The following is a 26,571-nucleotide window of genomic DNA, read 5'->3' on the forward strand; positions in this document are numbered from 1 at the left end:
GGTGTGCCGCGGTCGGACAGTCCGCCCGGTCGCGGCACGGCTACCCCCGGCCGATGCCTCCTACGCACGCGGCCTCGCCCGTTAGGGTCCGGGCCCATGACGGTTGGGACGCTGGTGCTGCTGCGGCACGGGCAGAGCGAGTGGAACGAGAAGAACCTCTTCACCGGATGGGTCGACGTACCGCTCTCGGCGACCGGTGAACAGGAGGCCCGCCGGGGTGGCGAGCTCCTCGCCGAGGCCGGGCTGCTCCCCGACGTGCTCCACACGTCGCTGCTGCGCCGCGCCATCGCGACCGCCCAGATCGCGCTCGACGTCTGCGACCGCCACTGGATCCCGGTGCGCCGGGACTGGCGCCTCAACGAGCGGCACTACGGGGCGCTGCAGGGCAAGGACAAGAAGCAGACGATGGAGCAGTACGGCGAGGAGCAGTTCCAGATCTGGCGCCGCTCGTACGACACCCCGCCGCCCCCCATCGACCCCGACGACGAGTACGCGCAGACCGGCGACCCGCGCTATGCCGACCTCGGGGACGCGCTGCCGCGCACGGAGTGCCTCAAGGACGTCCTGGAGCGGCTCCTCCCGTACTGGACCGAGGCCGTCGTCCCGGACCTGACGGCCGGCCGCACGGTCCTCGTCGCGGCGCACGGCAACTCGCTGCGCGCGGTGGTGAAGCACCTCGACGGTGTCGACGACGAGACGATCGCCGGGCTGAACATCCCCACGGGGATCCCGCTGCGCTACGACCTCGAGGCGGACGGCGACGACCTGCGTCCCACCAACCCCGGCGGCACCTACCTCGACCCCGACGCGGCGAAGGACGCGATCGCGGCGGTGGCCAACCAGGGCCGGTGAGCCGGGACCGGTGAACACCACCTGAACGGGTCGCCAACAGTCACCCGGCCGGGGGTTGGACGGGTCACCAACGGCGGTGCGACAGGGGTGGAAATCCCGACGACGGCCCTACCATCGGCGCCGTGGCCGTCCCGGCGTACGTGACCGTGCTGGCCGTCGTCCTGGCGGCCGTCGCGGGAGTCGTCGTCGGCGCGGCCGGGGTGCGCTGGAAGGCGAAGACCAAGCGGGCGGCCGTCGTCGCGGCCGGCCCCACCGTCGCCGAGCTGCTCGCCCGGATCGTGCGCCGCTCGCACGCCGGCCTCGCGGTGATCAACCGGTTCGGGGACGTGGTGCTCTCCAACGACCGGGCCGAGGTCCTCGGCGCGGTCGTCGACGCGCGGCCCGACGGTCGGGTCGCGGCCGCGGCGGAGGAGATCGCGCGCCACGGCGGGACCGCCGAGATCGACCTGTCGCCGCCGGTGTCGGCGCGGCGGGCGCCGCAGTCGGTCATCGCCCGGCTCGGCCCGCTGGGGGACGGCTTCGTCGTGGTCGAGGCCTCCGACACCTCCGCCGCGGTGCGCCTCGAGGCGGTCCGCCGGGACTTCGTGGCCAACGTCGGCCACGAGCTCAAGACCCCGGTGGGCGCGATGGCCGTGCTCGCCGAGGCCGCGCTCGACGCGGACGACCCGGCCGAGGTCACCCGCTTCACCTCCAAGATCCTCCACGAGTCGCGCCGCCTCGGCTCGCTCGTCACCGAGCTCATCGAGCTCTCCCGGCTGCAGGGCGGCGACCCGCTCCCGGAGCTCGACCCGGTCGAGGTCGACGACGTGGTCCGCGAGGCCGTCGCCCGCGTGCGGGTCTCCGCCGAGGCGGCCGGCACCGACCTCACCCTCGACGCGCCGAAGGGCCTCGAGGTCGCCGGCAGCTCCACGCTGCTGGTGACGGCGCTGGCGAACCTGCTGGAGAACGCCATCGCCTACTCCTCCCCGGGCTCCACGGTGTCGGTCCGGCGCCGCGCGGTGGCCGACCGCGTCGAGATCTCGGTGACCGACCGCGGGATCGGCATCGCCCCGGAGCACCAGGAACGGGTCTTCGAGCGGTTCTTCCGCGTCGACCCCGCCCGGTCACGCGCCACCGGTGGCACCGGTCTCGGCCTCGCGATCGTCAAGCACGTCGCGGCCAACCACGGCGGCGAGGTCCGGCTCTGGAGCGAGCCCGGCGTCGGCTCCACCTTCACGCTGCGTCTCCCGGCCCCCGCACCCGAGCCCGAACCGCTCGACCCGACCCCCGTCGTCGGGAACGAGACCCCGCCCCACCACCGCAACGGAACCCCCGTGCTGGAACCGACGACCAGAGGTGACCGATGACCAGGGTGCTGATCGTGGAGGACGAGGAGTCCTTCGCCGACCCGCTGGCCTACCTCCTGCGCAAGGAGGGCTTCGAGGCGAGCGTCGCCGGCACCGGCGCGGCCGCCCTCGAGGACTTCGAACGGCACGGCGCGGACATCGTGCTGCTCGACCTGATGCTGCCCGGCATGAGCGGGACGGACGTCTGCAAGGCGCTGCGCCAGCGCTCCTCGGTGCCCGTGATCATGGTGACCGCGCGGGACGCCGAGATCGACAAGGTCGTGGGCCTCGAGCTCGGGGCCGACGACTACGTGACCAAGCCGTACTCCGCCCGCGAGCTGATCGCGCGCGTCCGCGCGGTCCTGCGCCGCGGTGACGGCGCCGACGGCGTTCCCGACGGCGGGTCCGCGGGCTCCGACCGCCAGGTCCTCGAGGCGGGGCCGGTACGGATGGACGTCGGCCGCCACGTCGTGACCGTGGACAGCGGCGGCCGGGCCACCGAGGTCGCGCTGCCGCTCAAGGAGTTCGACCTGCTCGAGTACCTGATGCGCAACGTCGGCCGGGTGCTCACCCGCGCCCAGCTCATCGACCGGGTGTGGGGCGCGGACTACGTCGGCGACACCAAGACGCTCGACGTCCACATCAAGCGCCTGCGCGCGAAGCTCGAGCCCGAGCCGTCGCAGCCCCGGCACCTGCTGACGGTGCGCGGGCTGGGCTACAAGCTGGACGCGTGAGGGGGCACAGCTCGACCACTGGTCGAGTGACGCCGCCCACCGTCTAGGCTGGTCGTCGTGCGTCTCGGGGTTCTCGACGTGGGGTCGAACACCGTTCACCTCCTCGTGGTCGACGCGCACCGTGGTGCGCATCCCACGCCACAGTCCTCCACGAAGACCGCGCTGCGCCTCGCCGAGCACGTGGTCGGCGGGCAGCTCGCGCGCAAGGGCGCCGACGCGCTCGTCGCGGCGGTCGCGGAGGCGCGCCGCGAGGCGAAGGCCCTCGGCTGCGACGACCTGCTCGCGTTCGCCACCTCCGCGGTGCGCGACGCCGACAACTCCGACGCGGTCCTCGCGCGGGTCCGCGACGAGACCGGGGTCGACCTGCAGGTCCTCACGGGTCCCGACGAGGCCGCGCTCACCTTCCTCGCCGTGCGCCGCTGGTTCGGGTGGTCGGCCGGGCGGCTGCTCTCCCTGGACATCGGCGGCGGCTCGCTGGAGATGGCGGTCGGGCGCGACGAGCGCCCGGACGTCGCGCTGTCGTTGCCCCTGGGCGCCGGGCGGCTCACGCGCGACTGGTTCGCGTCGGACCCGCCCGACCGCAAGGAGACCCGCGCCCTCGCCGAGTACGTCCACGACACCGTGGCACCCGCGGCGGCGGCCCTGCTCGAGGGCGGCACGCCCGACCGCGCCGTCGTCACCTCCAAGACCTTCCGCTCGCTGGCCCGCCTCACCGGGGCCGCCCCGCGCTCGGCCGGGCCCCGGGTGCCCCGCCGGCTCACCGTCGCCGGGCTGCGTCAGGTCGTCGCCTTCATCAGCCGGATGGAGTCGGCGGACCTCGCGGAGCTCGAGGGCGTCAGCGCCTCGCGGGCCCACCAGCTGGTGGCCGGCGCGATCGTCGCCCGCGGCGCGATGGACGCCCTCGGCCTCGAGGAGGTCGAGGTCTGCCCGTGGGCCCTGCGTGAAGGCGTGATCCTCGGCCGGCTCGACCAGGTGCCCCTCGAGGGCGGCCCGTTCGCCGCTGACGGGACGTACGCCACCGGTCGTCCTGCTGCGACTGGACGCCCGACCCCGGCCACGGCACGGTGGACGGGATGACGACCGACGGACCCCCGCAGCGGGGAACTCAGCGCAGCGTGGCGGAACTGCTCGCCGCCTACGGCGCCGAGTCGCGCTCGGCGTCGCCCGCGCCGCCCCCCGAAGCCCCGCCGCGACGCGCGCCCGAGCCCGAACCGCGCGACCCCTACGGCGACGCCGGCTACGCCCCGTCCGACCGCGGCGGCTCCTACGGGTCGTACGACACGGGGCCCGACTACGGGTCCTCCTCGTACGGGTCGTCCTACGGCCGGAGCCCCTCGTACGGCTCGTCCTACGGGTCCTCGTACGACGACGGCTACGGCTCGCCCGCGTCCTCGTCCGGCTACCCGTCATCGGGCGGGTACGGCTCGTCCTACCCGTCGGGTGGCTACGGGTCGTCCTACGACTCCTCCTCCCCGTACGACTCCTACGACGGCGGGTACGGCTCCTCCGGCGGCACCGGTGCCTACGGCACGTCGGGCTCCTCCGGGTACGGGTCGAGCGGCTACGGCGGCTACTCCTCCAACGGCTACTCCGGGGGCTCCTCCGCCGGCTATGCCGCCGACGGCCACACGTCGGGCCCCGCCCCGTCGGGCTACGCGTCCGAGCCCTACGCCGCGCCCGCCCCCGGCACGTCGTACGGCTCGTCGTCCTACGCCGCCGACCCCTACGGCAGCCCGTCGGCGTACGGGTACGCCCCGTCGGGTCCCGCGGCGTACGCGCCGCCGCCCTCGGCCGTGCCGCGCCAGGCCGGGCCGCCGTCCGGGTCCGGGCCGCAGCCCACGAGCCCGCCGCCGCAGTCGTGGGCCCCGTCGCCCCCGTCGGCGCCGTCGGCCGCGCCGACCACCGTGACCCCGGCCGCCCGTCCGGCGCCGTCCGAGGCCCCGACCACCGCGCAGCCGTCGCCGGTGTCCGCGGCGCCGACGCAGGTCCAGCCCACGTCGTCCGCGCCCACCACGGCCACCCCGCGCCCCGACGCCGGCGGCGGCCCGCCCACCGCCGCCTCGCCCGCGGCACGGCCCGACGCCACGCGCGCCGCTCCGGCGGGTCTCGGGCGGGAGCGCGACCTCGACCACGACGTCGACGACGAGTGGGACGACGAGTACGACGACGAGCCCGCCGAGCGGCCGTCGGCCCGGGAGTGGGCCGTGATCGCGGCGCAGCTCGTGGTCGGCGCCGTCCTCGGCGCGCTGCTCTGGATCGGGTTCTCCTTCCTCTGGCAGACGCAACCCGTCATCGCGCTGGTCCTCGCGGCCGCGGCGACCGGGGGACTGGTGTTCGGCGTCCGGGCGATGCGCCGCTCCGACGACCTGCAGACGATGGCGCTCGCGATCGTCGTCGGTCTCGTCGTCACCGTGTCCCCGGCCGCGTTCGTCCTCCTCGCTCGTTGAGTCTCCCGACCGGTCCCCAGGTCCCCGTCGCGCTCTCGACGGCCTCGGTCTACCCGGAGCCGATGTCCGCCGGGTTCGACGCGGCCGCCGAGCTCGGCTACGACGGCGTCGAGCTGATGGTGTGGAACGAGCCGGAGTCCCGCCAGCTCCGCACCGTGGCCCGCCACGCGGAGCGCACCGGGATGCCGGTCCTCGCCGTCCACGCCCCCTGCCTCGCAATCACCCAGCGGGTGTGGGGCGCCGACCCCGCCGAGCGGCTGCGCCGCAGCGTCGTCCTCGCGGCGGGCCTCGGCGCGCCGATCGTGGTGCTCCACCCGCCGTTCCGCTGGCAGCGTCGCTACGCCGCCGGCCTGGCGCGCCAGATCGACGAGCTGGAACGGGCCCACGGGGTGCGCGTGGCGATGGAGAACATGTTCCCGCTGCGCCGTGGCCGGGTGCGGGTCTCCAGCTACACCCCGGGCCACGACCCGACGGTCCCCGGCGCCCGGCACTACACCCTCGACCTCTCCCACACCGCGGTCGCCGGCGACGACGCCTTCGCGCTGCTCGAGCGCATGGGTGACCGGCTGGTCCACCTGCACCTCGCCGACGGCACCGGCGAGACCCACGACGAGCACCTCGTCCCCGGCCGCGGCACCCAGCCCTGCGCCGACGTGCTCCGCCGCCTCGCCCTCACCGGCTTCGACGGCACCGTCGTCGTCGAGATCTCCACCCGGCGGGCCCGCACCCGCAACGAGCGGCTCGACGCGCTCGCCGAGTCGCTGCTGTTCGCCCGCCTGCACCTGGGCTCGCGCTCGCCCCGCACCCGGGCCTGAGTCTCCCGGGCCGCCGGGTGTCAGCGGTGGCACACGGCTGACGTCCGACGTCAGCAGCGCGCCACGACGACGGAGCCGGCGGGCGCCGCCCGACGGGACCGGACCCGACGTCGGGAAGGTGGCGTCGGGAAGACTGCGGAGCCATGACGGAGACGCAGCGCACCGTGGTGGCGGTCCTGGGCGGGGGACGGATCGGCGAGGCCCTCCTGGGCGGACTCCTCGCGGCGGGTCACGACGCCGGGTCGCTCCTGGTCGTGGAGCGCGACGAGGCGCGGGCGGCGGACCTCACGACGCGCCTCGGGGTCGTCGCGACGGACGCCGCCGACGCGGCCGCGCGCGCCGACGTGCTCGTCGTCGCGGTCAAGCCGCAGGACGTGCAGGGCGCGCTCGGGGCCGTGACGGCCGACCGGGAGCGCCTCGTCGTCTCGCTGGCCGCGGGCATCCCGACGACGGCGCTGGAGGGCTGGCTGCCCGCGGGCACGCCGGTCGTGCGGGTCATGCCCAACACGCCGATGCTCGTCGGCCGCGCCATGTGCGTGCTCTCGCCGGGGACGCACGCCGACGGGGCCGCGCTGGACACGGCGGACACCCTGCTGCGCAGCGTCGGGCGGACCGTCCGCGTGCCGGAGGCGCAGCAGGACCTCGCGACGGCGCTCTCGGGCTCCGGTCCGGCCTACCTGTTCCTCGTGGCCGAGGCGATGATCGAGGCGGGCGTCGCGCTCGGGCTGCCGCGCCCGACCGCGACCGAGCTCGTCGCCGCGACGGTCGACGGTGCGGGCGGGCTGCTGACCGAGCCCGGCAACCACCCGTCGCTGCTGCGCGAGGCCGTGACCTCGCCGGGCGGCACGACGGCGCAGGCCCTGCGGGTCCTGGAGGCCCACGGGCTCCGGGCGGCGTTCGTGGACGCGGTCGAGGCGTGCCGGGACCGCTCGCAGGCACTCGGTGCGGCGTACGGCACCTGACCCCGCCGCTCCGTTCGGCCTCGTCGGCGACCGTTCGTCGTGGACGCGCGGTGCGCCCGGCGTGCGGCGTGTGCGCTTGACGCGCAGGGACCTACGGCCACCGCACCATCACGTCGAGCGATTCATCCGTCACATCCGTCTCGCTACTCTCCGATCGGCACGTGCGTGTCGAACCGCCGGAGGGGAAGACCGGCGGCACGACGGGTGCTCGGAAGGCGGTTCACCATGCCGCAGAACGCCGCCGCAGGGCGGAGGGAAGACGGCGATCTCTCACGGGTGCAGTTCCTGACCGTGGCCGAGGTCGCCGCGACCATGCGGGTGTCGAAGATGACGGTGTACCGACTGGTGCACAACGGCGAGCTGCCGGCGGTCCGCGTCGGCCGCAGCTTCCGTGTGCCTGAGGAGGCCGTGCACGAGTACCTCCGGGGCTCGTACATCGACGCCGGCTAGGACCCCGGGACCCGGGCGGTGCATCGCCGCCGCCCGGGTCACCGGTACGGTGGAGCCTTGCGCTCCGGGGCTCCCGCGTTCCGGGCCTCCACTCCAGGCAGTAGCGAAAGGGAACCCGTATGGGCTCGGTCATCAAGAAGCGTCGTAAGCGGATGTCGAAGAAGAAGCACCGTAAGCTGCTCCGTAAGACCCGCGTGCAGCGTCGCAAGCTCGGCAAGTGACCGGCCCCGGCCGGGGCTGAGCCGAGGGTCGCGCCCGACACCCGCCAGCCCCGCCCGGGAGAGCCATGTCCCCGTCCGTCGTCCTCGTCACCGGTGTGAGTCGCCAGCTCGGCGGCGACCTGGCGGCACGGCTCGCGGCGGACCCCTCGATCGACCGCGTGCTCGGAGTGGACACCACCCCGCCCTCGCGTGACATGCGGCGGCGGATGGGGCGTGCGGAGTTCGTCCGCGTCGACATCCGCAACCCGCTGATCGGCAAGGTCATCAGCACCGCGAAGGTCGACACCGTGGTGCACGCGTCGTTGTCCGGGCACCCGTCGGCCTCCGGCGGTCGCTCGATGATGATGGAGATGAACGTCATCGGGACGATGCAGCTCCTCGCGGCGTGCCAGAAGTCGGACACCGTGGGTCGGCTGGTCGTCCGCTCCACCACGAGCGTGTACGGCGCCAGCCCGCGCGACCCGGCGACCTTCACCGAGACCACGGAGCCGAAGGCGCTCCCGCCCGGCGGCTACGCGAAGGACGCCGTCGAGATCGAGGGCTACGTCCGCAGCTTCTCCCGCCGTCGGCCGGACATCCCGGTGACGACCCTCCGGTTCGTCAACTTCATCGGCCCGCGGGCCGACACCGCGTTCGCGCACTACTTCTCGCTCCCCGTGGTGCCGATGGTGCTCGGCTTCGACGCCCGGGTGCAGCTGCTGCACCACGAGGACGCGGTCGCGGTGCTGGAGCGTGCCACCACGCACGACCTCCCCGGCGTGTTCAACGTCGGCGCCGACGGCGTGCTGATGCTCTCGCAGGCGATCCGACGGGCCGGCCGCATCGCGCTGCCGATCCCGGAGCCGATGGTGCCGTGGGTCGGCCGCATCACCCGGCGCGCCCGGCTGGTGGACTTCTCGCCCGAACAGATGCGCCTGCTCAACTACGGTCGCGTCGTCGACATCACGAAGCTCAAGACCGAGTTCGGCTTCGAGCCGCGGTGGACGACCGTGCAGGCATTCGACGACTTCGTGGCCGGACGGGCCCTGCGGCCCGTCGTCGACACCGACCGCGTCGTGGGGATCGGCGAGTCGATCGCCCGCGGCGCCGTGCACTACCTCCCCGGTCTCCACCGCGGGGAGGGAGCGGTCCAGCTCGAGGCCGCACCGGACCAGCCCGCCCTCGCACCGGTGCACTAGGGGACACACGTGAGCAGCAGGAGGAACGACCCGATGGGCGAGGCGGACGTCATCCCGCTGCACGGTCCCGGCGGGCGCCCGCGCCCCCGGCCGACCCCCCGGCGACGCAGCCTGATGCCGCCGCCCTCCCCGACGCCGGACCCGGAGCCGGTCCCGGAGGCCGCGCTGCCCGCTCCCGTGACGCCGGCCGGGCCCTCGGAGCTGGAGCGCACGGTCACCGAGGTCGCGACGTTCCTGCGCCGCCGCCTCGCCGGCCGCTACACCGTCGACGAGTTCGGCTTCGACCCCGACCTCAACGAGAACGTCATCCTCCCCGCGCTGCGCCCGCTCTACGAGCGCTGGTTCCGCGTGGAGACGATCGGCGTCGAGAACGTGCCCGCCGAGGGCGGGGCGCTGCTGGTGGCCAACCACTCCGGGACGCTGCCGCTCGACGCGCTGATGACCGTCGTCGCCACCCACGACGACCTCCCGACCCCCCGCAACCTGCGCATGCTCGCCGCGGACCTGGTGTTCGGCCTGCCCGGCGCCGGGGCGCTCGCCCGCAAGGCCGGGCACACCCTCGCCTGCAGCCCCGACGCCGAGGCCCTGCTGGGCGACGGCGAGCTCGTCGGGGTCTGGCCCGAGGGCTTCAAGGGCATCGGGAAGGCGTACGCCGACCGGTACAAGCTGCAGCGCTTCGGCCGCGGCGGGTTCGTCTCGGCCGCCCTGCGCACCGGCGTGCCGATCATCCCGTGCTCGATCGTCGGCGCCGAGGAGATCTACCCGAAGATCGGGGACCTCGGACCCATCGCGCGCCTCCTCGGGGTGCCGTACTTCCCGATCACCCCGACCTGGCCGCTGCTCGGCCCGCTCGGCCTCGTGCCGCTCCCGTCGAAGTGGTACATCGAGTTCGGCGAGCCCATCCGCACCGACGAGTACGAGCCCGGTGCCGCCGACGACCCCATGCTCGTGTTCAACCTGACCGACCAGGTCCGCGAGAACATCCAGCAGACCCTCTACCGGCTCCTCTCGGGGCGCCGGAACGCGTTCCTGGGGTAGACGGGCCGCTCGCGCGAGCGTGACGTGAGGCAGCCCGGCGGGCCCGGAGCCGGCTACGCGCGGCGCCGGTAGGCCGCGCCGGCGGCGACCGCGCCGGCCACGGCGCCCGCCCCGAGGACGGACGGCACGCCGATGCGGGCGACCTTGCGTCCGGACCGGAAGTCGCGGATCTCCCAGCCCTTCTTGCGGGCGAGGGCGCGGAGCTCGGCGTCGGGGTTGACCGCGACGGCGGTGCCGACGACGGAGAGCATCGGGGCGTCGTTGATGGAGTCCGAGTAGGCCGAGCAGCGGCGCAGGTCGAGGCCTTCGCGGGCGGCGAGCGCCCGGACGGCGTGGGCCTTGGCGGGGCCGTGCAGGAGTTCGCCGACGAGTCGCCCGGTGTAGACGCCGTCCACGTGCTCCGCGACGGTGCCGAGCGCGCCGGTGAGGCCGAGGCGCCGCGCGATGATCCCGGCGAGCTCGAGCGGGGTGGCGGTGACGAGCCAGACCCGCTGGCCCGCGTCGAGGTGCATCTGGGCGAGGGAGCGCGTGCCCTCCCAGATGCGGTCGGCCATCAGCTCGTCGTAGATCTCCTCGCCCAGCTCGACGAGCTCGGACACCTCGCGGCCGGCGACGAACGAGAGGGCCGCCTCGCGGTGCTGGCGGATGTCCTCGGGCGTGCCCTCGCCGCCGAGGCGGAACTTCACCTGCTGCCAGACGAAGCCGCGCAGGTCGGCGCCGGAGAAGAAGTTGCGCGCGGCGAGTCCCCGGGCGAAGTGGAAGATCGACGCGCCCATCATCATCGTGTTGTCGACGTCGAAGAACGCCGCGGCGGTGAGGTCCGGCGGCACGCTCGGCGTGGCCGGGCCCTCGGTGTCGGCGGCGGCCGCCGCCGCGGCACCGGCATCGCGCGCCGAGCCGTCGTCGGGCAGGCCGGACGCGGCGAGCGAGGAGGGGTCCAGGGCCTCGAACTCGGAGTCCGGGGCCTGGCGGTCACGCCGTCGTCCCACCGCCTGCACCCTCCCGCTACCGCGCCGGTCGTTGTCCGACCAACCCTAGTGGTCGACCGGACGTGGCGACTCAGCCGAGCGAGAGACCGGGCAGACCGGGCAGCAGCGGCGGGAGCTCGACCTTGGGCAGCCCGGGCACCGGGACGGGCACCTGGACCGGCGCGCGCGTCGTGGTGGTCGGGGCCGGGGTGGAGCCCGTCGACGAGCTCGACGCGCGGGTGGAGTCCGTGCCCGAGGTCGTGGTGCTGGGCTCGGTCGAGGTCGTCGTCCGCGTGGTCGACGAGGGCGTCGAGGTCGAGCTCTGCGGCGCCGCCGTCGTGCTGGGCGCCGTGGTGCGGGCGCTCTGGCAGGTGACGGAGGGCAGCGGGCCGAGCTCGTCCGAGGAGCCGGAGCTGCAGTTCGGGTCGGACTCGAACGCCGCGGCGCGGCTCTGCAGCTGGGAGAGCAGGCGCTGCGAGGACGCGGCCTGCTCGCGGCCGGCCGGGGACAGCGACGGCGAGACCTGGTCGAAGCGCTGCTGCTGGGCGGTGGCCCACTGCGCGAGACTGCCGGCCGACGGCCCGGAGGGCTGGTTGACCAGGCCGAGCAGGAGCTTCGAGCCGGAGCGGGCCTGCTGGTCGAAGGCCCGCAGGTTGTCGGCCACGAGGGCGGCGTCCGCGTCGTCCAGGCCGGCGGCGGTCGGGCGGGAGCCCGCCGCGGTCGCCGTGTCGCGCTGGATCATCTGCTGGACCTCGTCGAGCCGGAGCGCGGCGAGGTCGAGGTGCTTCTGCCCCTTGGCCTCCTGGCCGGAGGTCAGGCCGATCTCGGCGGACTCGGAGGCCCGCTTGAGCCCGTAGAGCATGTCGCCGGGCAACGAGCCCCGGGAGAGCAGGACGGTGAGGGCGCCGAGCGCGAGGATGCAGGCGACGCCGGCGACCGTCGTCGACATCAGCCGACGCATCGCGGAGCGGGCGGGCCCGGTGGAGCCGGACGCGGACGACGGGCGACGGTCGGCCGGGCGGCTCGCGCCACGACGGTCGGCGCGGCGGCGGCCGTGCGAGGGGCGGGCCGGAGCCTCGGTGGTGGCGACGGCGTGCGTCGGGCGGTCGGCGGTCGGGACGGCGCGCGTCGGGGCGTCGCCGCTCGGCGGCGCCGCCCCGGTGATCGCGGCCATGACGGAGGCGCGCATCCGGGCGGAGGTCGCCGCGTCCGGGCCGGGCGTGGCCGCCGCGACGTCGCGCAGCAGGTCGGCGATCCGGAGATCGTCGGCGAGGTCGGTGTCCACGGCCCGGTTTCGTCCGGGGACCCCTGAATCGTTACCGCGCCGACCGAGATCGCCCAATGGCGGCGTGGTCTGCGCCGGACGGCCGGTGGCGCGTGCGCGCACCTGCTCGTCCCAGGCAGCGGCGAACCGCTCGTCTGCCCCGTCGCGACCGCTCGACATGTCGTCCGTCCTCATCGTGCGCCCGTGCCCTCCGGCACGTGCTGTACCCGTCGTCTATCGGAACGACCGGATAGGCGACCGGTTACGTCCTCCACGCCGACGGGTGGAACTACATCGGTGTCACTCACCGCAAACCCTCAGGGAGCAGTTGAGCGAGGCGGCGCACCGCACGGTGTTGGAGCGCCTTCACCGCGCCCTCGTTGCGTCCCATGATGTGCGCGGTCTCGGACACGGAGAGTCCCTGGAGGAACCGGAGGGTGATGCACTCCTGCTGGTCGTCGCCGAGCTTGGCCACGCAGCGCAGGAGCTCCTCGTGGGTGGCGCCGGCGATGACCTCGCTCTCGGGCCCGGGACGGTGCTGGTCGGGGGCGACGTCGGTGATCTCGGGCGTCGCCTGCTCGAGGCGGTAGCGGCTCGACTTCACGTGGTCGAGGACCAGGTTGCGGGCGATCGTGACGAACCACGCCCCGATGTCCCGGCCCTGGTAGCTGACCGACGAGATGCGCCGGAACGCCCGGACGAACGTCTCCTGGGTGAGGTCCTCGGCGACCCCGCGGTCGCCGAGGCGGTAGAAGACGAAGCGGAAGACCACGTCGTGGTAGCGGTCGAAGAGCGTGCCGAACGCGTCGACGTTGCCGTCCTGCGTCGCGCGGACCAGGGCCCAGCCGTCGGCGACCGACTCGTCGGCCTGGTCGAGGCCCGCCTGGTCGAGCTCGGACTGGTCGACCTCGTCCTCGGCGTCCGGCCCGTCGCCCACCGGCTCGGCGGGCGCCTGGATCGGGGTCGTCGGCGGGTGGCCCTGCGGCACCGGCACGGGTCCGGTCGGGGCGCCCGGCCCGACGCCGGGTCCGGCCCCCGGCGGTACGCCCGGCCCGGGGGGCGGGGGTGGAGGCGGCGGGTGACCGGGACCCGGGCGCGTCGGCGCGGGACCACCGGGCGGCGGCGCCTGGCGCAGCGGGCCGGGATGCCCGGTGACCCGCGGCAGGCTCGGGTGCGACGGGTGGTCCATCGGGTGCGGCCCCGGTGCGGGCCGGCCGTCGCGGCCGCGCTGCTCCGGGTAGGGCGGCGCGAACCCCTGCTCGGGCGGGCCACCGGCGAAGGCGCCCAGCGGCTCGGGCGGGGTGTCGGTGAGGGGCCCGCGGCCCCGCCGCACGACGCGGTCCGGTCGGCCGGGGTCGGGTTCGGGTGAGGTCCCGCCGGCGCGTGCCGTCATCGCTCTCCGCCGGGGACGGGGCGGAGCTCCCCGCCGCAGCAGGGGCGGAGCGGGGCTCGACCATCGCTGGCCGCGGGCGCGACGAGGGCCCGTGCGGGCCCCGTCGTCACGCCGACGCCGACCACAGCGGACAAGGCGTTCTCCCTCGCTGGACGACCACTCGCTTCCTCCGGCGCACCCCGGAGCTCCCGGTCCGTCGAGACCGAGACCAACCCGTGACCACGCTGGGAACGGAGCATACGTGCGGCGCGGAGGCCCTCGTCACCGGAGCGCCACCCACCCGGATCGGGCTCGTTGACATGCCCTTGACCTGCGGTGAGAGGTCCTGACCGCGCCGTCGGCGGTCGACGCGCGTCTGCCAGACTCCTCCGCACGCGAGCAGGAGGGATCCGGGTTGACACAGTCGGTCGGAGAGTCGCCCGACACCGTGCGGGTGACGGTGCTGGTCCGGGCGGACTGCCGGACCTGCGACCGGATGGCGCTCGTGGTCCGCGCCGTCTGCGAGGAGGTCGGCGAGGACTGGGAGACGGTGGACGTGGACACGTCGGGTGCCGATCCGGAGCTGCGCGGCGAGTTCGGCGACCGCGTCCCGGTGGTGCTCGTCGACGGCGAGGAACTCGCGTCCTGGCGCGTCGAGCCCGACGACCTCCGCCGGGCCCTCACGTGATCCCCGGGATCGCCGGGGCGGCCGGCGTGGCCGCCCAGACGACGAGCGGCGACGTGCCGGCGCTGCGGACCGCGACCGGGCTCGTCGTGCTCGCGCAGTCGACCTACCGGACCCTGCAGGCCACCCCGGCTGGCGGCGGGGCGACGGCCGTCCCGCTGGTGCGCGACCTGCTCACCGCGGCCGTCGTGGAGCTCGGCGACGCCCGGGCGGCCCTCACCGCGGCGACGACGGGGGTCGGGGGCCGCGCCCAGACCGCGCCCGACCCCACCTACGGCCCGGTGGTCGACGCGGCCCTGCCCACGGTGCGCACCCCGGCGGACGTCGTGGGGCTGGTCCTCACCCTCGAGGACGTCCTCGCGCAGACGCTGGTCGCGGACGCCGCGGCGCTGTCGACCCCCGCGCTGCGGGCGCTGGCCCTGCGGTTCGGCTCGGCGGCGGCCTCCCGCAAGGCGACCCTGCTCATCGTCAACTCGCTGCTCTCGGCCGGCCGCGCCGACCTCGTCGCCGCGCCACCGGACCTGGCCTCCCTGCCGGGGGGCATCGGCACCGTCGGCTTCCCCGACACCCGCTTCCCGACGGCGAAGGCCGCCCCGGCCGAGGAGGGCGACGGATGAACCTGTCCCGACGACGGGTGCTGCTGGGTTCCGCGGTGGGTCTCCTCGGGGCCGGGGCGCTGGCCGCGTGCTCCGACGCGCCGCCGACGGCCGCCCCCGCCCCGTCATCCGGTGCCCCCGCCCCAACGACGACCAGCGCCGGCCGGGTGCCCTACGTGGGCGACCAGCGGGCCGTCGCCCTGTGCGCGGCGACGTCGGCGCTCGCCGCGAGCCTCTACTCCGGAGCGGTGCTGGCGGCCGGGGACGGCCGCCTCGGGCAGGTGCCGGGTGTCGTGACGGCGTTCCTCGCCGGGGCGGGCGCCCAGCACACCGAGCACGCGGCGGCCTGGAACGCGCTCCTCACCGCGGCGGGCCGCCCGGCCGTCACCGGGACCCCGCTGACCGTCGAGAGCGAGCGCCGGGCCGCGCTCGGGCGGGCCGCGGCGCCGACCGACCTGCTGGCGCTCGCGGTCGACGTCGAGGCCATGACCGGGGGCACGGTGAGCGCCCGGGCCGCGGAGTTCACCGACCCGGGGGCCGCCGCGCTGGCCGCGACGCTCGCCCCGGTGACGGCCATGCACGGGGCCACCGCCGCCTTCCTCCTCGGCCGCCCGACGGGCGCCACCCCGAGTGCGGCGGGCGCCCCGCTCGGGCTCGACGCGCTGACGGTGTAGCCCGGGACGGGACGATCGGGACGGTTCCCCCGCTCGCCCGCCCGGATCCGCCGTTCGTGGGGCCGCGGGTGAACCGGCCGGCGGTGGGCAACCGAATCGCTCGTGCCCCCCCGCGTCGCGAGACTGGAGTCCTCCCCATGGCGACCCCCACCGCCGATCGACCGTCGATCCCGCGGGACGTCCGACCCGCGCCCGGGGGTGGGCGGACGGTCGTCGCCGCGGTGCTCGCGGTCGGGGCGTCGATCGGTGTGGGCGAGCTCGTGGCAGCGCTGGTCTCGCCCGCCGCCTCGCCGTTCCTGGCCGTCGGGCAGGGGGCGATCCGCCTCACGCCGGAGTGGCTCAAGGAAACCGCGATCGCGTGGTTCGGCACCAATGACAAGCTGGCGCTGCTCAGCGGGATGGTCGTCGTGATCGCGGCCATCACCGTCCTCGCCGGACTGGCCTCACGCCGCGACGTGAGGCCCGGTCTCGTGCTCGTCGTCGCGATGGGCCTGCTCGCGCTGGCGGCGACGGTCACCGCGCCGACCTTCGCGCCGTTCGACCTCGTGCCCCCCGGCGTCGCCGTGATCGTCGGCGTCCTGGTGTGGCGGTGGCTGCACGGCCTCGCCGTCGGGACCCACGGCACCGCCGCGACGCCCGCGGCGGAGCCCGGGGCACCGGCGGAGGGCGAGCGGGTCGGCGTCAGCCGCCAGCGCTTCCTGACGACGGCCGGGCTCACCGCGGTCGGCGCCGTCGCCGCCGGCGTCGTGGGACGTGTGATCAACGCCAGCGCGGCCGGGCCCGCGTCGGTGACGCTGCCGCCCGCGCCGGCCGGGGCCGCCCCGATCCCGGTGAACGCGGACTTCGTGGCCGACGGCACGCCGCCCTGGCTCACGCCGGTCGCCGACTTCTACCGCATCGACACCGCGCTCTCGGTGCCGCGGATCTCGACGAACAGCTGGTCGCTGCGGATCCACGGCATGGTCGACCGCGAGGTCACCCTGACGTTCGACCAGCTCCGGTCGATGCGGCTGATCGAGGCGCCGGTGACGCTGACCTGCGTCTCCAACGAGGTCGGCGGCACGCTCATCTCCAACGGGCGCTGGCTCGGCGTCCCGATGCGCGACGTGCTCGCGCTGGCCGGCGTGAAGCCCGGCGCGCAGCAGATCGCCTCCACCTCGTCCGACGGCTGGAACGCCAACACCCCGCTGGGCCCGCTCACCGACGGCCGCAACGCGATGCTCGCGTTCGGCCTCGACGGCGCGCCGTTGCCGGTGGAGCACGGCTTCCCGGTCCGCATGGTGGTGCCCGGCCTCTACGGCTACGTCTCTGCGACCAAGTGGATCACCGACATCGAGGTGACCACCTTCGACGGGTTCACCTCCTACTGGGAGCAGCGGGGCTGGGGGAAGTTCGGCCCTGTCAAGACCTCCTCGCGCATCGACGTGCCGCGCGACGGGGCCACGGTGCCGGCGGGCCGGACGGTGGCCGCCGGGGTCGCCTGGGCGCAGCACACGGGGATCACCGGCGTCGAGGTCTCGGTGGACGCCGGGCCGTGGCAGCCCGCGCAGCTCGCCGACGAGCCGACCGTCGACTCGTGGCGGATGTGGCGGCTGCCGCTCACCCTCGCGGCGGGGCAGCACCAGCTGCGCGTCCGCGCGACGGATCGGACCGGAGCGGTCCAGACCGGTGTCGAGGCCCTGTCGATCCCGGACGGAGCGACGGGCTGGCACACTGTCTCGGTCACCGCGGTGTGAGGACCGCGACCCCGTGACCAGCGACTTTGTGCGCGCGTTCACGAGCGGTACCCTGGGTTGACAGCAGAACGGTGCCGGCGAGCGGTGCGTGTGGTGCGGGCAGGGAGGCTCCCGGCGTGACGGTGGACGGGGGCGTGTCGCGCCCTGCTCCGGCGCGCGTCGTCGACCCCGAACGCATCCCGCAGGCCACCGTCGCCCGCCTCGCCGTCTACCTGCGCGTCCTCACGGAGATGCTCGCGCAGGGAGTGCGCACCGTCTCCTCGGACGTGCTCGCCGCGGCGGCGGGGGTGAACGCCGCGAAGCTCCGCAAGGACCTCTCGCACATCGGTTCGTCCGGGGTGCGCGGGGTCGGCTACGACGTCTCCCGGCTGACCGAGCAGGTGGAGTCCGTGCTCGGGCTCACCCGGTCGCACGCGGTGGCGCTGGTCGGGGTGGGGAACCTCGGGCACGCGCTCGCGGGCTACGGCGGATTCGCGCAGCGGGGCTTCGGGGTGGCAGCGTTGTTCGACGTCGACCCGGAGCTGGTCGGGACGACGATCGGCGGGGTGGAGGTGCTGGACGTGGCGGAGATCCCCCGCGTCTGTGCCGCCCGGGGTGTGACCATCGGGGTGATCGCGACGCCCGCGGGCGCGGCGCAGCAGGTCTGCGACGCGCTGGTGGGGGCCGGGGTGCCCAGCATCCTGAACTTCGCCCCCGCGGTGCTGTCCGTCCCGACGGGCGTCGAGGTGCGCAAGGTCGACCTGGCGGTGGAGATGCAGATCCTGGCGTTCCACGTCTCCCGCCACGACGGCAGCGCAGCGGCGAATGGTCGCGAAGCGACGGGAAAGGTGTTCCGATGAGTCTGTTGCTCGTGGGTGTGTCGCACCGCACGGCGCCGGTGTCGGTGCTGGAGCAGGTCGCGATCTCCGGCGAGGACACGGCCAAGGTCCTCGACGAGCTCATCAGCGGTGAGTACGTCTCCGAGGCCGTGGTCCTCTCGACGTGCAACCGCATCGAGATCTACGCGGTGGTCGAGACGTTCCACGGCGGGCTGACCGAGGTCTCCGGCGTCCTCGCGCGGCACGCGCAGACCGACGTGTCGGACCTCACCGACCACCTCTACGTGCACTACGCCGGCTCCGCGGTCGAGCACCTGTTCTCGGTCGCGGCGGGCCTGGACTCGATGGTCGTCGGCGAGGCGCAGATCCTCGGGCAGCTGCGCACGGCGTACTCCACGGCGCGCGAGCTCGGCACCGTCGGCACCGTGCTGCACGAGGTCGCCCAGCAGGCGCTGCGGGTCGGCAAGCGCGTGCAGAGCGAGACCGGGATCGACGCCGCCGGCGCCTCCGTCGTCACCGAGGCCCTCGACGACGCCGAGACGGCCGTCGGCAGCCTCGTCGGGCGCCGCGCGCTCGTCGTCGGCTCCGGGTCGATGGGTGGCCTGTCCGCGGCCGCGCTCCGTCGCCGCGGGATCGGCGAGGTCGTCGTCGCCAACCGCACCCCCGAGCGCGCCCAGCGCCTCGCGGAGATCACCGCGGCGGAGGGCACCCCCGCCCGTGCGGTCGGGCTCGACGCGCTCGCGCCGGCGCTCGCCACGGCCGACGTCGTCATGGTCTCGACGGGCGCCATCGGCACCGTCGTCGACCTGGAGACCGTTCGCGCCTCGCGGTCGCGCTCCGACCGCCCGCTCGTGATCTGCGACCTCGGCCTGCCGCGGGACGTGGCGCCGGAGGTCGCGGCCCTCCCGGGCGTGACGCTCGTGGACCTCGCGACCCTGGGCGACCGGCTGCGTGACGCCGCCGCCGGCCACGCCGTGGCGACGACGCGCGCGCTCGTCGAGGAGGAGGTGCGCACCTACCTCGCCGCGCAGCGCTCCGCCGAGGTGACGCCCACCGTCACCGCCCTGCGCCGCCGCGCCGCCGAGGTGGTCGACGCCGAGCTGCTCCGGCTCGACGGCCGGCTCCCCGGGCTGGAGGCCGACGTGCGCGGCGAGGTCGCGAAGACCGTGCGCCGCGTCGTGGACAAGCTCCTGCACACCCCGACCGTGCAGGTCAAGCGGCTCGCCCAGTCCCCGGGCGGCGACACCTACGCCGAGGCGCTGCGCGAGCTGTTCGAACTCGACCCGCAGGCCCCCGCCGCCGTGGCCTCGGGCCCGGTCGCGGAGGTCGTGACGGGCGAGTCCTCCCGACTCGAGGGTCTCGAGGTCGACCAGGCCCTGGCCGCCCGGACTGCCGGCGAGGCGCAGCGGTGAGCGCCCCGGACCTGGGGACGATCCGCATCGGCACCCGGGCGAGCCTGCTCGCCCGCACCCAGACCCGGACCGTGGCCGACGCGCTCACCGCCGCCGGCGCGACGGTGGAGATCGTGCACGTCGCCACCGACGGCGACCGCACGCAGGCCGCCAACATCCCCCTCGCGGGATCGGGCGTCGGGGTCTTCACCTCCGCGCTGCGCGACGCGCTGCTCGACGGGCGCATCGACGTCGCGGTGCACTCCTACAAGGACCTCCCGACGGCAGGGCTGTCGGGCGTCGTGCTCGCGGCGGTCCCGCTGCGCGCCGACCCGCGGGACGTGCTCGTGGCCCGCGACCAGATGGTGCTCGGCGAGCTGCCGCCCGGCTCGGTCATCGGCACGGGCTCGCCGCGACGGACGGCCCAGCTGCACGCGCTCGGGCTCGGGCTCGAGGTCGTCGGCATCCGCGGCAACGTCGAGACCCGCATCCGCAAGGTCACCGACGGCGAGGTCGACGGCGTGATCCTCGCGCGCGCGGGCCTCGCGCGAATCGGGCGGGCGGGGGAGGCCACCGAGGTCCTCGACCCGCTGCAGATGCTGCCCGCGCCCTCGCAGGGCGCCCTGGCCGTCGAGTGCCGCGCGGCCGACACCGGGCTCGAGACGTTCCTCCGGTCGACGCTGCACGACGAGTCGACGTTCACCGCCGTGTCGGCCGAACGGGCGGTCCTGCAGGAGCTCGGGTCACCGTGCAGCGCCCCGATCGGTGCACTCGCCGACATCGTCGAGGATCTGGACGACGACGGCCGCATCGTGGAGAGGCTGTCCCTGCGCGCGTTCGCCACCACGGCCGAGGGCGCGCCGGTGCGCAACTCGGCCACCGGAGAGACGAAGGATGCCGAGCAGATCGGGCGGTCACTGGCCGCCGAACTGCTCGCCGACGGGGCGGAGCCGCGCGGCGCGCAGGCGCCGTGATCCCCCGACGCAGTGAAGAAGACGGATAAGGACGAGACAACGACATGACCGCACCCCCCTCCACCACCGCCGGCCGGGTCGCCTTCGTCGGCAGCGGGCCCGGTGACCCCGGCCTGCTCACCGTCCGGGCCCGCGAGGCGCTGTCCTCCGCGACCTACGTCGTGGCGGACCCGGGCGTGCCGGCCGAGATCGTCGCGTCGCTCGACGAGGGCGGCTCCGAGGGCGCCGTGACCGTGCGCCGGGTCGGGGCCGACGCCGAGGTGTCGCCGCTGGGCGACGACGCCGCGGGCTCCCTCGCCGAGGGTGCCGAGATCGCCGCGCCGCTGCCGGAGGACCCGGCCGCGCTGGCCGAGCACCTCGTGACCCGCGCCCGCGAGGGCGACTCCGTGGTCCGCCTCGTCGCCGGCGACCCGCTCACCCGCGAGACGGTGATCACCGAGGTCAAGGCGGTCGCGACGGCGGGCGTGCCGTTCGACGTCGTGCCCGGGATGCCGGCGAGCACCGCGGTCCCGGCCTACGCCGGCGTCGCGCTCGGCTCCGCCCACACCGCGGCGGACGTCCGGGGCGGCCTCGACTGGACCACGCTCGCCGTCGCACCCGGGCCGCTCGTGCTCACCGCGACCGCCGCCGACCTCGCGTCGACGTCGGCGTCGCTGGTGGAGAACGGCTGGAAGCCCGAGACCCCGGCGCTGGTCACCGCGCAGGGCACCGAGTCGAAGCAGAAGACCGTCACCTCGACGGTGGACAAGCTCGCGGCCGACGGCGCCGACCTCGAGGGCCCGCTGACCCTCACGATCGGCGAGGCCGCGGGCGACCGCGCCGCCCTGTCGTGGTGGGAGTCGCGCTCGCTCTACGGCTGGCGTGTGCTGGTGCCCCGCACCAAGGACCAGGCGGGCGCGATGAGCGACCGGCTGCGCGTCCACGGCGCGGTGCCCGAGGAGGTCCCGACGATCGCGGTGGAGCCGCCGCGCTCGCCCGCGCAGATGGAGCGCGCGGTCAAGGGCCTGGTCGACGGGCGCTACCAGTGGGTGGTGTTCACCTCGCAGAACGCCGTCCGCGCGGTCTGGGAGAAGTTCCAGGAGTTCGGCCTCGACGCTCGCGCCTTCTCCGGCGTCAAGATCGCCTGCGTCGGCGAGGCCACCGCCTCGGCGATCCGCGCGTTCGGCGTGCACCCCGAGCTGGTGCCTGCCGAGCAGACCGAGCAGTCCTCCGAGGGCCTGCTCGAGATCTTCCCGCCGCACGACGACGTGCTCGACCCGGTCGACCGCGTGCTGCTGCCGCGGGCCGACATCGCGACCGAGACCCTCGCCGAGGGCCTGCAGGCGCGCGGCTGGGAGATCGACGACGTCACCGCGTACCGCACGGTGCGCGCCGCGCCGCCGCCCGCGCCGACCCGCGAGGCCATCAAGACCGGTGGCTTCGACGCGGTGTGCTTCACCTCGTCGTCCACGGTGCGCAACCTGGTCGGGATCGCGGGCAAGCCGCACGCCCGCACGATCGTCGCGTGCATCGGCCCGAAGACGGCCGAGACCGCGGTGGAGTTCGGGCTGCGCGTCGACGTGAAGCCCGACGTCGCCGAGGTCCCCGCCCTGGTGGAGGCGCTCGCCGCCCACGCCGACAAGCTGCGCGCGGAGGGCGCCCTGCCGCCCCCGCGCAAGACGAAGGCGCGCCGGCGGTGACCATGTACCCCACGGACCGACCCCGACGGCTGCGCACCACGCCGGCCCTGCGGCGGCTGGTGTCCGAGACCGACGTCCGGCCGCGCCACCTGGTGCTGCCGGTGTTCGTCGCCGAGGGCCTCGACAGCCCGAAGCCGATCGCGTCGATGCCCGGGGTCGTGCAGCACACCCGGGAGACCCTGCGGAAGGCGGCCGCCGAGGCCGCCTCCGTCGGGCTCGGCGGGATCATGCTGTTCGGCGTGCCGTCGCGGCACGACGCGACCGGCTCCGGCGCCGTCGACCCCGACGGCATCCTCAACGTCGGGCTGCGCGAGGTCCGCGAGGAGGTCGGCGACGCCCTGCCCGTCATGGCCGACACGTGCCTCGACGAGTTCACCGACCACGGACACTGCGGGGTCCTCGCCCCGGACGGGTCGGTGGACAACGACGCGACGCTCGAGGTGTACGCGGAGATGGCGGTGGCGCAGGCCGACGCCGGCGCCCACGTCGTCGCCCCCAGCGGGATGATGGACGGGCAGGTCGGCCGCATCCGGTCCGCACTCGACGCGGCCGGCCACGTCGACACCGCGATCCTCGCCTACTCCGCCAAGTACGCGAGTGCGTTCTACGGCCCGTTCCGCGAGGCCGTGGACTCGCAGCTCCAGGGCGACCGGCGCACCTACCAGCAGGACCCGGCCAACGCCCGCGAGGCGCTGCGGGAGACCACGCTGGACCTCGCCGAGGGCGCGGACATGGTGATGGTCAAGCCGGCGATGGCCTACCTCGACGTGCTGCGCTCGGTCGCCGAGCTCTCCGACGTCCCGGTCGCCGCCTACCAGGTGTCCGGCGAGTACGCGATGATCTCCGCCGCCGCCGAGCGGGGCTGGATCGACCGCGACCGCACGATCCTCGAGACCGTCACCGGCATCCGCCGCGCCGGGGCCGACATCGTCCTGACCTACTGGGCGACCGAACTGGCGACGCGGCTCGATCGTTGAACCGGACATGAGTGAGCACGTGCGTGAGGTCACCCCGCCCCGCGAGGAGCCCCACCGCCCCACGATCGTCACGGTGGCGCTGGTGCTCTGGGCCGTGCTCGGCGTGCTGCTCGTCGGCACCGCCGTGCTGTTCCTGATCGCCCTCGTCGTCGGGAACACCGACCCGAACACGAGTGTCGCGTCGCTCGTGCTCACCGCGGTGGTGCTCGCCGCGCTCGGCGCCGCGACGCTGTGGGCGACCCGGGGGCTGACGGTCCGCTCCCGGCCCGCTCGGGCGACGCTGACGGCGATCGGCGTCGTCCTCGCCGTCGCAGGCCTCGTCCAGCTGACGTTCCTCGGCGTCGGCGGGGTGTACTTCGTCGCCTTCGCCGCGGGCGCCCTGCTGCTGCACCTGCCCGCGGCGCGCGCCTGGTTCGCGTGATGGAGGCGGGAGACGGAGCGGAGCGGAGCTCGACCCGCGGAGGGGAGCCCGACGGCGGGTCGGTGCGGTTCGCCGAGGCCGGTGCGCCCTGGTGGCCGGTGCTGATCGGCCCCGTCGTCGCGCTCGGCGGTGTGGCCCTCGACCGGCTCGCCCCGGGTGGGGCGACCCCGTGGGCGTGGGTGGTGATCGGGGCGGTGCTGCTCGCGCCGATCGCGTTGATCGTGCGGGTGCGTCGTCGACTGTTGAAGGTGCGGGTCACCGACACCGAGCTGGTCCAGGGCGAGGAGACGGTGCCGCTGTCGCGCATCGTCGGCGTCCGCCCGCCCGACGGCAGCGGCCGCTTCGGCATCAAGCCGTTCGGCGACCACCCGTCGGTGCTGCGCCACCTCGGGGCCGTCGTGGTCACGCTCGACGACGGGACGAAGCGGGCGGCCTGGGCCCGCGACGCCGACGGACTGCACACGACGCTGGCGTCGGTGCTGGCGCAGCGCGAGCCGTCGTCGTGAAACGGCGGGCGGTGATCACCGCCGTCGTCGCGGTCGTGCTGCTCGTGGGCGCCGTGCTGTGCCTGGTGCAGGGGCTCGACACGGCCCCGTCGACCGGCGGTCTGCTCGTCGCCCCGGTGGAGCTCACGCGCGTGTACGGGGTGTGGGTCGTGGCCGGCGTCGTGCTGACCACCGCGGCCGTGCTGTGCCTGATCGACGTGGTGGCCCGCGTCCGGGTGTCCCGGAGGGTCTGAGGTCACCCTCCCCGGGTGGCAGCGAAGCGTCGTTGCTGTCACGGGGTGGCAGCAACGACGCTTCGCTGTCACGGCAGGTCGACCCCGGAACCGAGCGGCGCGAGGTTCAGTGGCAGCGAGGGCAGCGGAGGGACCCCCGTGCCACTGACGTTTCGGGACCGATCGACCGGCGTCAGAGCCACTGCTTGACGCCGCCGTGCCCGGAGCAGGTCCCGGACCGGTGCTTCGAGTGGCTGTCGGTGCCGTCCTTGCAGATCGCGGTCGCGCCCGAGGAGTTGCCGTCCGGGCGCTCGACCTGCTGGCCGTCGGAGTTGGTGTAGTCGCCGGAGCTCGCGCCCGACGATCCGGACGAGCTCGCCCCGGACGATCCCGATCCGGACGAGCCGGAGCCGTACAGCGACGAGCTGGAGCCGGAAGAACCCGACCCGTACGACGAGGACCCGGACGACGAGGACCCGGACGACGAGGACCCGTACGACGAGGACCCGTACGAGGAGCCGTACGAGGAGGACGTGGTGGGGGCCGCCGACGTCGTGGTGGTGGTCAGCGGGGACGTCGAGGACACCGACGACGGGACCGGGGTCCCGCATGCGGACAGCCCGGCCGCGGCGACGAGTCCGACCAGGACCATTCCGGACCGGCGGATGATCCGGCCCCTGCGCGGGCCTCGAGCGCTCACGGTGTTCCTCCTGGCATCGACGGTGACGGCAGGAAGAGCGCCGTAGGGCGTCCGGGTGTTACACCGGTCACGTGCTCGGCCCCACGGCACGCGGTCGTCACCGCCCGTCGCGGACGAACCGGACAGGAGAGCGTCGTTGCTGTCACTGAATGGCAGCAACGACGCTTTCCTGCCACCGAGGCGCCCGGGGCGGCCCGCACACGGCGAGCTGTCGGGGGCGCCTGGGAGGATGGGCCGCGTGAGCAGCGCTCCCGCGACAGCGACCGGACCGGTGACCCGTTCGGCCGAGCTCTTCGCGCGCGCCGAGGCGATCGTGCCCGGCGGCGTCAACTCCCCGGTCCGCGCGTTCCGGTCCGTCGGCGGCACACCCCGCTTCATGGCCGAGGCGTCCGGCGCCTGGCTGACCGACGCCGACGGCAACCGCTACGTCGACCTGGTCTCCTCGTGGGGGCCGATGATCCTGGGCCACGCGCACCCCGCCGTCGTCGCGGCGGTGCAGGAGGCGGCGACCCGGGGGCTGAGCTTCGGCACGCCGACCGAGGGGGAGATCGACCTCGCCGAGGAGATCGTGCGGCGGGTGGAGCCGGTGGAGCAGGTCCGCCTGGTGAACTCGGGCACCGAGGCGACGATGAGCGCGATCCGGCTGGCGCGCGGGTTCACCGGCCGCAGCGTCGTCGTGAAGTTCGCCGGCTGCTACCACGGCCACGTCGACGCGCTGCTGGCCGAGGCGGGCAGCGGCGTCGCGACGTTCGGGCTGCCGAGCACGCCCGGTGTCACCGGTGCACAGGCGACGGACACGATCGTGCTGCCCTACAACGACCTGGACTCCGTGGCCGCCGCCTTCGCCGAGCGCGGGCAGGACATCGCCTGCGTCATCACCGAGGCGGCCGCCGGCAACATGGGCGCGGTCGCTCCGGACGACGGGTTCAACGCCGGTCTCAAGCGGCTCTGCGCCGCCCACGGGGCGCTGCTGATCATGGACGAGGTGATGACCGGCTTCCGCGTGTCGGCCGCGGGCTGGTACGGCCTCGAGGGGGTCGCGGGCGACCTGTACTGCTTCGGCAAGGTCATGTCCGGCGGGCTGCCGGCCGCGGCGTTCGGTGGCCGGGCGGAGATCATGGCCCACCTCGCGCCGGCGGGGCCCGTGTACCAGGCGGGCACGCTCGCCGGGAACCCCGTGGCCGTGGCCGCCGGCCTGACGACGCTGCGCCATGCCACCGAGGACGTCTACACCGCGCTGGACGTCGGCGCCGACCGGCTGCACTCGCTCCTCGACGAGGCCCTGACGGCCGCGGGCGTGGAGCACACGATGCAGCGCGCCGGGTCGCTCGTCTCGGTGCGCTTCGGCGCCGAGCCGGGCCGGAACTACGACGACATGAAGGCCCAGGAGACCTGGCGCTTCCCGCCGTTCTTCCACGCCCTGCTCGATCGCGGCGTGTACTTCCCCCCGAGCGTGTTCGAGGCGTGCTTCATCTCGGCCGCGCTCGACGACGAGGCCTTCGGCGTCATCGCCGACGCCCTGCCCCACGCGGCGCGGGCCGCGGCGGCCGCGGAGGCCCCGTCGTCGTGAACGGAG

Annotated in this window: 28 protein-coding genes; 24 read left to right on the plus strand and 4 right to left on the minus strand. The window is 75.0% G+C overall.

What is annotated here, in order from left to right:
* The first annotated feature begins 96 nt into the window (after positions 1-96).
* From A3CO_RS0103080 to A3CO_RS0103125, 11 genes are all read left to right on the plus strand, one after another.
* A complete protein-coding gene (locus A3CO_RS0103080) occupies positions 97-852 on the plus strand; it encodes a phosphoglyceromutase (protein ID WP_033413287.1) in 756 nt (251 codons plus the stop codon).
* A gap of 122 nt (positions 853-974) precedes the next feature.
* A complete protein-coding gene (locus A3CO_RS0103085) occupies positions 975-2,198 on the plus strand; it encodes a sensor histidine kinase (protein ID WP_018330766.1) in 1,224 nt (407 codons plus the stop codon).
* Complete coding sequence (locus A3CO_RS0103090; protein WP_018330767.1) at positions 2,195-2,911, plus strand: response regulator transcription factor; 717 nt, start codon at positions 2,195-2,197, stop codon at positions 2,909-2,911. The genes A3CO_RS0103085 and A3CO_RS0103090 overlap by 4 nt, the downstream gene beginning before the upstream one ends.
* Before the next feature lie 57 nt (positions 2,912-2,968).
* Complete coding sequence (locus A3CO_RS29810; protein ID WP_018330768.1) at positions 2,969-3,988, plus strand: Ppx/GppA family phosphatase; 1,020 nt, start codon at positions 2,969-2,971, stop codon at positions 3,986-3,988.
* Complete coding sequence (locus A3CO_RS35250) at positions 3,985-5,358, plus strand: hypothetical protein (protein ID WP_157646943.1); 1,374 nt, start codon at positions 3,985-3,987, stop codon at positions 5,356-5,358. The genes A3CO_RS29810 and A3CO_RS35250 overlap by 4 nt, the downstream gene beginning before the upstream one ends.
* Positions 5,355-6,173 carry a sugar phosphate isomerase/epimerase family protein gene (locus A3CO_RS0103105; RefSeq protein ID WP_018330769.1) on the plus strand — a complete coding sequence of 273 codons (819 nt, stop codon included), beginning with the start codon at positions 5,355-5,357 and terminating at the stop codon, positions 6,171-6,173. The genes A3CO_RS35250 and A3CO_RS0103105 overlap by 4 nt, the downstream gene beginning before the upstream one ends.
* Positions 6,174-6,316: 143 nt before the next feature.
* On the plus strand, positions 6,317-7,135 hold the full coding sequence (proC, locus tag A3CO_RS0103110) for a pyrroline-5-carboxylate reductase (protein ID WP_018330770.1): 819 nt from the start codon (positions 6,317-6,319) through the stop codon (positions 7,133-7,135).
* Between the two features lie 225 nt (positions 7,136-7,360).
* A complete protein-coding gene (locus A3CO_RS0103115; protein WP_026204239.1) occupies positions 7,361-7,585 on the plus strand; it encodes a helix-turn-helix domain-containing protein in 225 nt (74 codons plus the stop codon).
* A gap of 119 nt (positions 7,586-7,704) precedes the next feature.
* The gene (locus A3CO_RS36505) at positions 7,705-7,806 is read left to right on the plus strand and encodes a 30S ribosomal protein bS22 (RefSeq protein ID WP_010241351.1); all 102 of its coding nucleotides are present in this window, start codon (positions 7,705-7,707) and stop codon (positions 7,804-7,806) included.
* 65 nt (positions 7,807-7,871) lie between these two features.
* Positions 7,872-8,984 carry an NAD-dependent epimerase/dehydratase family protein gene (locus A3CO_RS29820; protein ID WP_018330772.1) on the plus strand — a complete coding sequence of 371 codons (1,113 nt, stop codon included), beginning with the start codon at positions 7,872-7,874 and terminating at the stop codon, positions 8,982-8,984.
* A gap of 33 nt (positions 8,985-9,017) precedes the next feature.
* Entirely contained in the window at positions 9,018-10,022 is a 1,005-nt protein-coding gene (locus A3CO_RS0103125) for a lysophospholipid acyltransferase family protein (RefSeq protein ID WP_018330773.1), read from the plus strand.
* A 53-nt stretch (positions 10,023-10,075) separates the two neighbouring features.
* Here A3CO_RS0103125 and A3CO_RS0103130 read toward each other — a convergent pair whose 3' ends face one another.
* The 3 genes from A3CO_RS0103130 to A3CO_RS0103140 form a co-directional block, all read right to left on the minus strand.
* Positions 10,076-11,020 (minus strand): HAD family hydrolase, encoded by a 945-nt coding sequence (locus A3CO_RS0103130; RefSeq protein WP_018330774.1) that lies wholly within the window; start codon positions 11,018-11,020, stop codon positions 10,076-10,078.
* A 61-nt stretch (positions 11,021-11,081) separates the two neighbouring features.
* A complete protein-coding gene (locus tag A3CO_RS0103135) occupies positions 11,082-12,275 on the minus strand; it encodes a DUF5667 domain-containing protein (RefSeq protein WP_018330775.1) in 1,194 nt (397 codons plus the stop codon).
* A gap of 283 nt (positions 12,276-12,558) precedes the next feature.
* The gene (locus A3CO_RS0103140) at positions 12,559-13,212 is read right to left on the minus strand and encodes a sigma-70 family RNA polymerase sigma factor (protein ID WP_085942318.1); all 654 of its coding nucleotides are present in this window, start codon (positions 13,210-13,212) and stop codon (positions 12,559-12,561) included.
* 868 nt (positions 13,213-14,080) lie between these two features.
* Between A3CO_RS0103140 and A3CO_RS0103145 the strand changes: the two genes are divergently transcribed.
* From A3CO_RS0103145 to A3CO_RS0103205, 12 genes are all read left to right on the plus strand, one after another.
* Positions 14,081-14,314 carry a glutaredoxin family protein gene (locus A3CO_RS0103145; protein WP_018330777.1) on the plus strand — a complete coding sequence of 78 codons (234 nt, stop codon included), beginning with the start codon at positions 14,081-14,083 and terminating at the stop codon, positions 14,312-14,314.
* Entirely contained in the window at positions 14,311-14,928 is a 618-nt protein-coding gene (locus A3CO_RS29825; protein WP_018330778.1) for a hypothetical protein, read from the plus strand. Before A3CO_RS0103145 ends, A3CO_RS29825 begins: the two co-directional genes overlap by 4 nt.
* Positions 14,925-15,581: a ferritin-like domain-containing protein gene (locus tag A3CO_RS29830; protein WP_157646945.1), complete on the plus strand. Its 657-nt coding sequence runs from the start codon at positions 14,925-14,927 to the stop codon at positions 15,579-15,581. Before A3CO_RS29825 ends, A3CO_RS29830 begins: the two co-directional genes overlap by 4 nt.
* A 137-nt stretch (positions 15,582-15,718) precedes the next feature.
* The gene (locus tag A3CO_RS0103165) at positions 15,719-17,317 is read left to right on the plus strand and encodes a molybdopterin-dependent oxidoreductase (RefSeq protein WP_018330780.1); all 1,599 of its coding nucleotides are present in this window, start codon (positions 15,719-15,721) and stop codon (positions 17,315-17,317) included.
* 116 nt (positions 17,318-17,433) lie between these two features.
* Complete coding sequence (locus A3CO_RS0103170; RefSeq protein ID WP_018330781.1) at positions 17,434-18,156, plus strand: redox-sensing transcriptional repressor Rex; 723 nt, start codon at positions 17,434-17,436, stop codon at positions 18,154-18,156.
* The gene (locus A3CO_RS0103175) at positions 18,153-19,547 is read left to right on the plus strand and encodes a glutamyl-tRNA reductase (protein WP_026204242.1); all 1,395 of its coding nucleotides are present in this window, start codon (positions 18,153-18,155) and stop codon (positions 19,545-19,547) included. Before A3CO_RS0103170 ends, A3CO_RS0103175 begins: the two co-directional genes overlap by 4 nt.
* Positions 19,544-20,500 (plus strand): hydroxymethylbilane synthase, encoded by a 957-nt coding sequence (hemC, locus tag A3CO_RS0103180; protein ID WP_018330783.1) that lies wholly within the window; start codon positions 19,544-19,546, stop codon positions 20,498-20,500. Before A3CO_RS0103175 ends, hemC begins: the two co-directional genes overlap by 4 nt.
* A gap of 44 nt (positions 20,501-20,544) precedes the next feature.
* Positions 20,545-22,179 (plus strand): bifunctional uroporphyrinogen-III C-methyltransferase/uroporphyrinogen-III synthase, encoded by a 1,635-nt coding sequence (locus A3CO_RS0103185; protein ID WP_018330784.1) that lies wholly within the window; start codon positions 20,545-20,547, stop codon positions 22,177-22,179.
* A gap of 2 nt (positions 22,180-22,181) precedes the next feature.
* Positions 22,182-23,156 carry a porphobilinogen synthase gene (hemB, locus tag A3CO_RS0103190; protein WP_026204244.1) on the plus strand — a complete coding sequence of 325 codons (975 nt, stop codon included), beginning with the start codon at positions 22,182-22,184 and terminating at the stop codon, positions 23,154-23,156.
* Positions 23,157-23,163: 7 nt separating this feature from the next.
* Entirely contained in the window at positions 23,164-23,577 is a 414-nt protein-coding gene (locus A3CO_RS0103195; protein ID WP_018330786.1) for a DUF7937 domain-containing protein, read from the plus strand.
* Positions 23,577-24,083 (plus strand): hypothetical protein, encoded by a 507-nt coding sequence (locus tag A3CO_RS29835; protein WP_018330787.1) that lies wholly within the window; start codon positions 23,577-23,579, stop codon positions 24,081-24,083. Before A3CO_RS0103195 ends, A3CO_RS29835 begins: the two co-directional genes overlap by 1 nt.
* Positions 24,080-24,316, plus strand: a complete 237-nt coding sequence (locus tag A3CO_RS0103205) for a hypothetical protein (RefSeq protein WP_169510911.1) — start codon at positions 24,080-24,082, stop codon at positions 24,314-24,316. Before A3CO_RS29835 ends, A3CO_RS0103205 begins: the two co-directional genes overlap by 4 nt.
* A gap of 172 nt (positions 24,317-24,488) precedes the next feature.
* On the opposite strand, the gene A3CO_RS35255 is transcribed toward A3CO_RS0103205, so the two are convergent.
* Positions 24,489-24,995 carry a DUF3761 domain-containing protein gene (locus tag A3CO_RS35255; protein WP_245561414.1) on the minus strand — a complete coding sequence of 169 codons (507 nt, stop codon included), beginning with the start codon at positions 24,993-24,995 and terminating at the stop codon, positions 24,489-24,491.
* Between the two features lie 238 nt (positions 24,996-25,233).
* On the opposite strand from A3CO_RS35255, the gene hemL reads away from it, so the two are divergent.
* Complete coding sequence (hemL, locus tag A3CO_RS0103215; protein ID WP_245561415.1) at positions 25,234-26,565, plus strand: glutamate-1-semialdehyde 2,1-aminomutase; 1,332 nt, start codon at positions 25,234-25,236, stop codon at positions 26,563-26,565.
* Positions 26,566-26,571: the final 6 nt, after the last annotated feature.

The sequence above is a fragment of the Actinomycetospora chiangmaiensis DSM 45062 genome (assembly GCF_000379625.1).
In the GTDB taxonomy this organism is placed as follows: domain Bacteria; phylum Actinomycetota; class Actinomycetes; order Mycobacteriales; family Pseudonocardiaceae; genus Actinomycetospora; species Actinomycetospora chiangmaiensis.

Coding starts and splice junctions, on each gene's coding strand:
- A3CO_RS29830 (WP_157646945.1), top strand. CDS start 14,925: ATGAACCTGTCCCGACGACGGGTGCTGCTGGGTTCCGCGGTGGGTCTC.
- A3CO_RS29820 (WP_018330772.1), top strand. CDS start 7,872: ATGTCCCCGTCCGTCGTCCTCGTCACCGGTGTGAGTCGCCAGCTCGGC.
- A3CO_RS35250 (WP_157646943.1), top strand. CDS start 3,985: ATGACGACCGACGGACCCCCGCAGCGGGGAACTCAGCGCAGCGTGGCG.
- A3CO_RS0103080 (WP_033413287.1), top strand. CDS start 97: ATGACGGTTGGGACGCTGGTGCTGCTGCGGCACGGGCAGAGCGAGTGG.
- A3CO_RS0103175 (WP_026204242.1), top strand. CDS start 18,153: ATGAGTCTGTTGCTCGTGGGTGTGTCGCACCGCACGGCGCCGGTGTCG.
- A3CO_RS36505 (WP_010241351.1), top strand. CDS start 7,705: ATGGGCTCGGTCATCAAGAAGCGTCGTAAGCGGATGTCGAAGAAGAAG.
- hemB (WP_026204244.1), top strand. CDS start 22,182: ATGTACCCCACGGACCGACCCCGACGGCTGCGCACCACGCCGGCCCTG.
- A3CO_RS0103195 (WP_018330786.1), top strand. CDS start 23,164: ATGAGTGAGCACGTGCGTGAGGTCACCCCGCCCCGCGAGGAGCCCCAC.
- A3CO_RS0103165 (WP_018330780.1), top strand. CDS start 15,719: ATGGCGACCCCCACCGCCGATCGACCGTCGATCCCGCGGGACGTCCGA.
- A3CO_RS0103185 (WP_018330784.1), top strand. CDS start 20,545: ATGACCGCACCCCCCTCCACCACCGCCGGCCGGGTCGCCTTCGTCGGC.
- A3CO_RS0103115 (WP_026204239.1), top strand. CDS start 7,361: ATGCCGCAGAACGCCGCCGCAGGGCGGAGGGAAGACGGCGATCTCTCA.
- A3CO_RS0103125 (WP_018330773.1), top strand. CDS start 9,018: ATGGGCGAGGCGGACGTCATCCCGCTGCACGGTCCCGGCGGGCGCCCG.
- proC (WP_018330770.1), top strand. CDS start 6,317: ATGACGGAGACGCAGCGCACCGTGGTGGCGGTCCTGGGCGGGGGACGG.
- A3CO_RS29835 (WP_018330787.1), top strand. CDS start 23,577: ATGGAGGCGGGAGACGGAGCGGAGCGGAGCTCGACCCGCGGAGGGGAG.
- A3CO_RS0103090 (WP_018330767.1), top strand. CDS start 2,195: ATGACCAGGGTGCTGATCGTGGAGGACGAGGAGTCCTTCGCCGACCCG.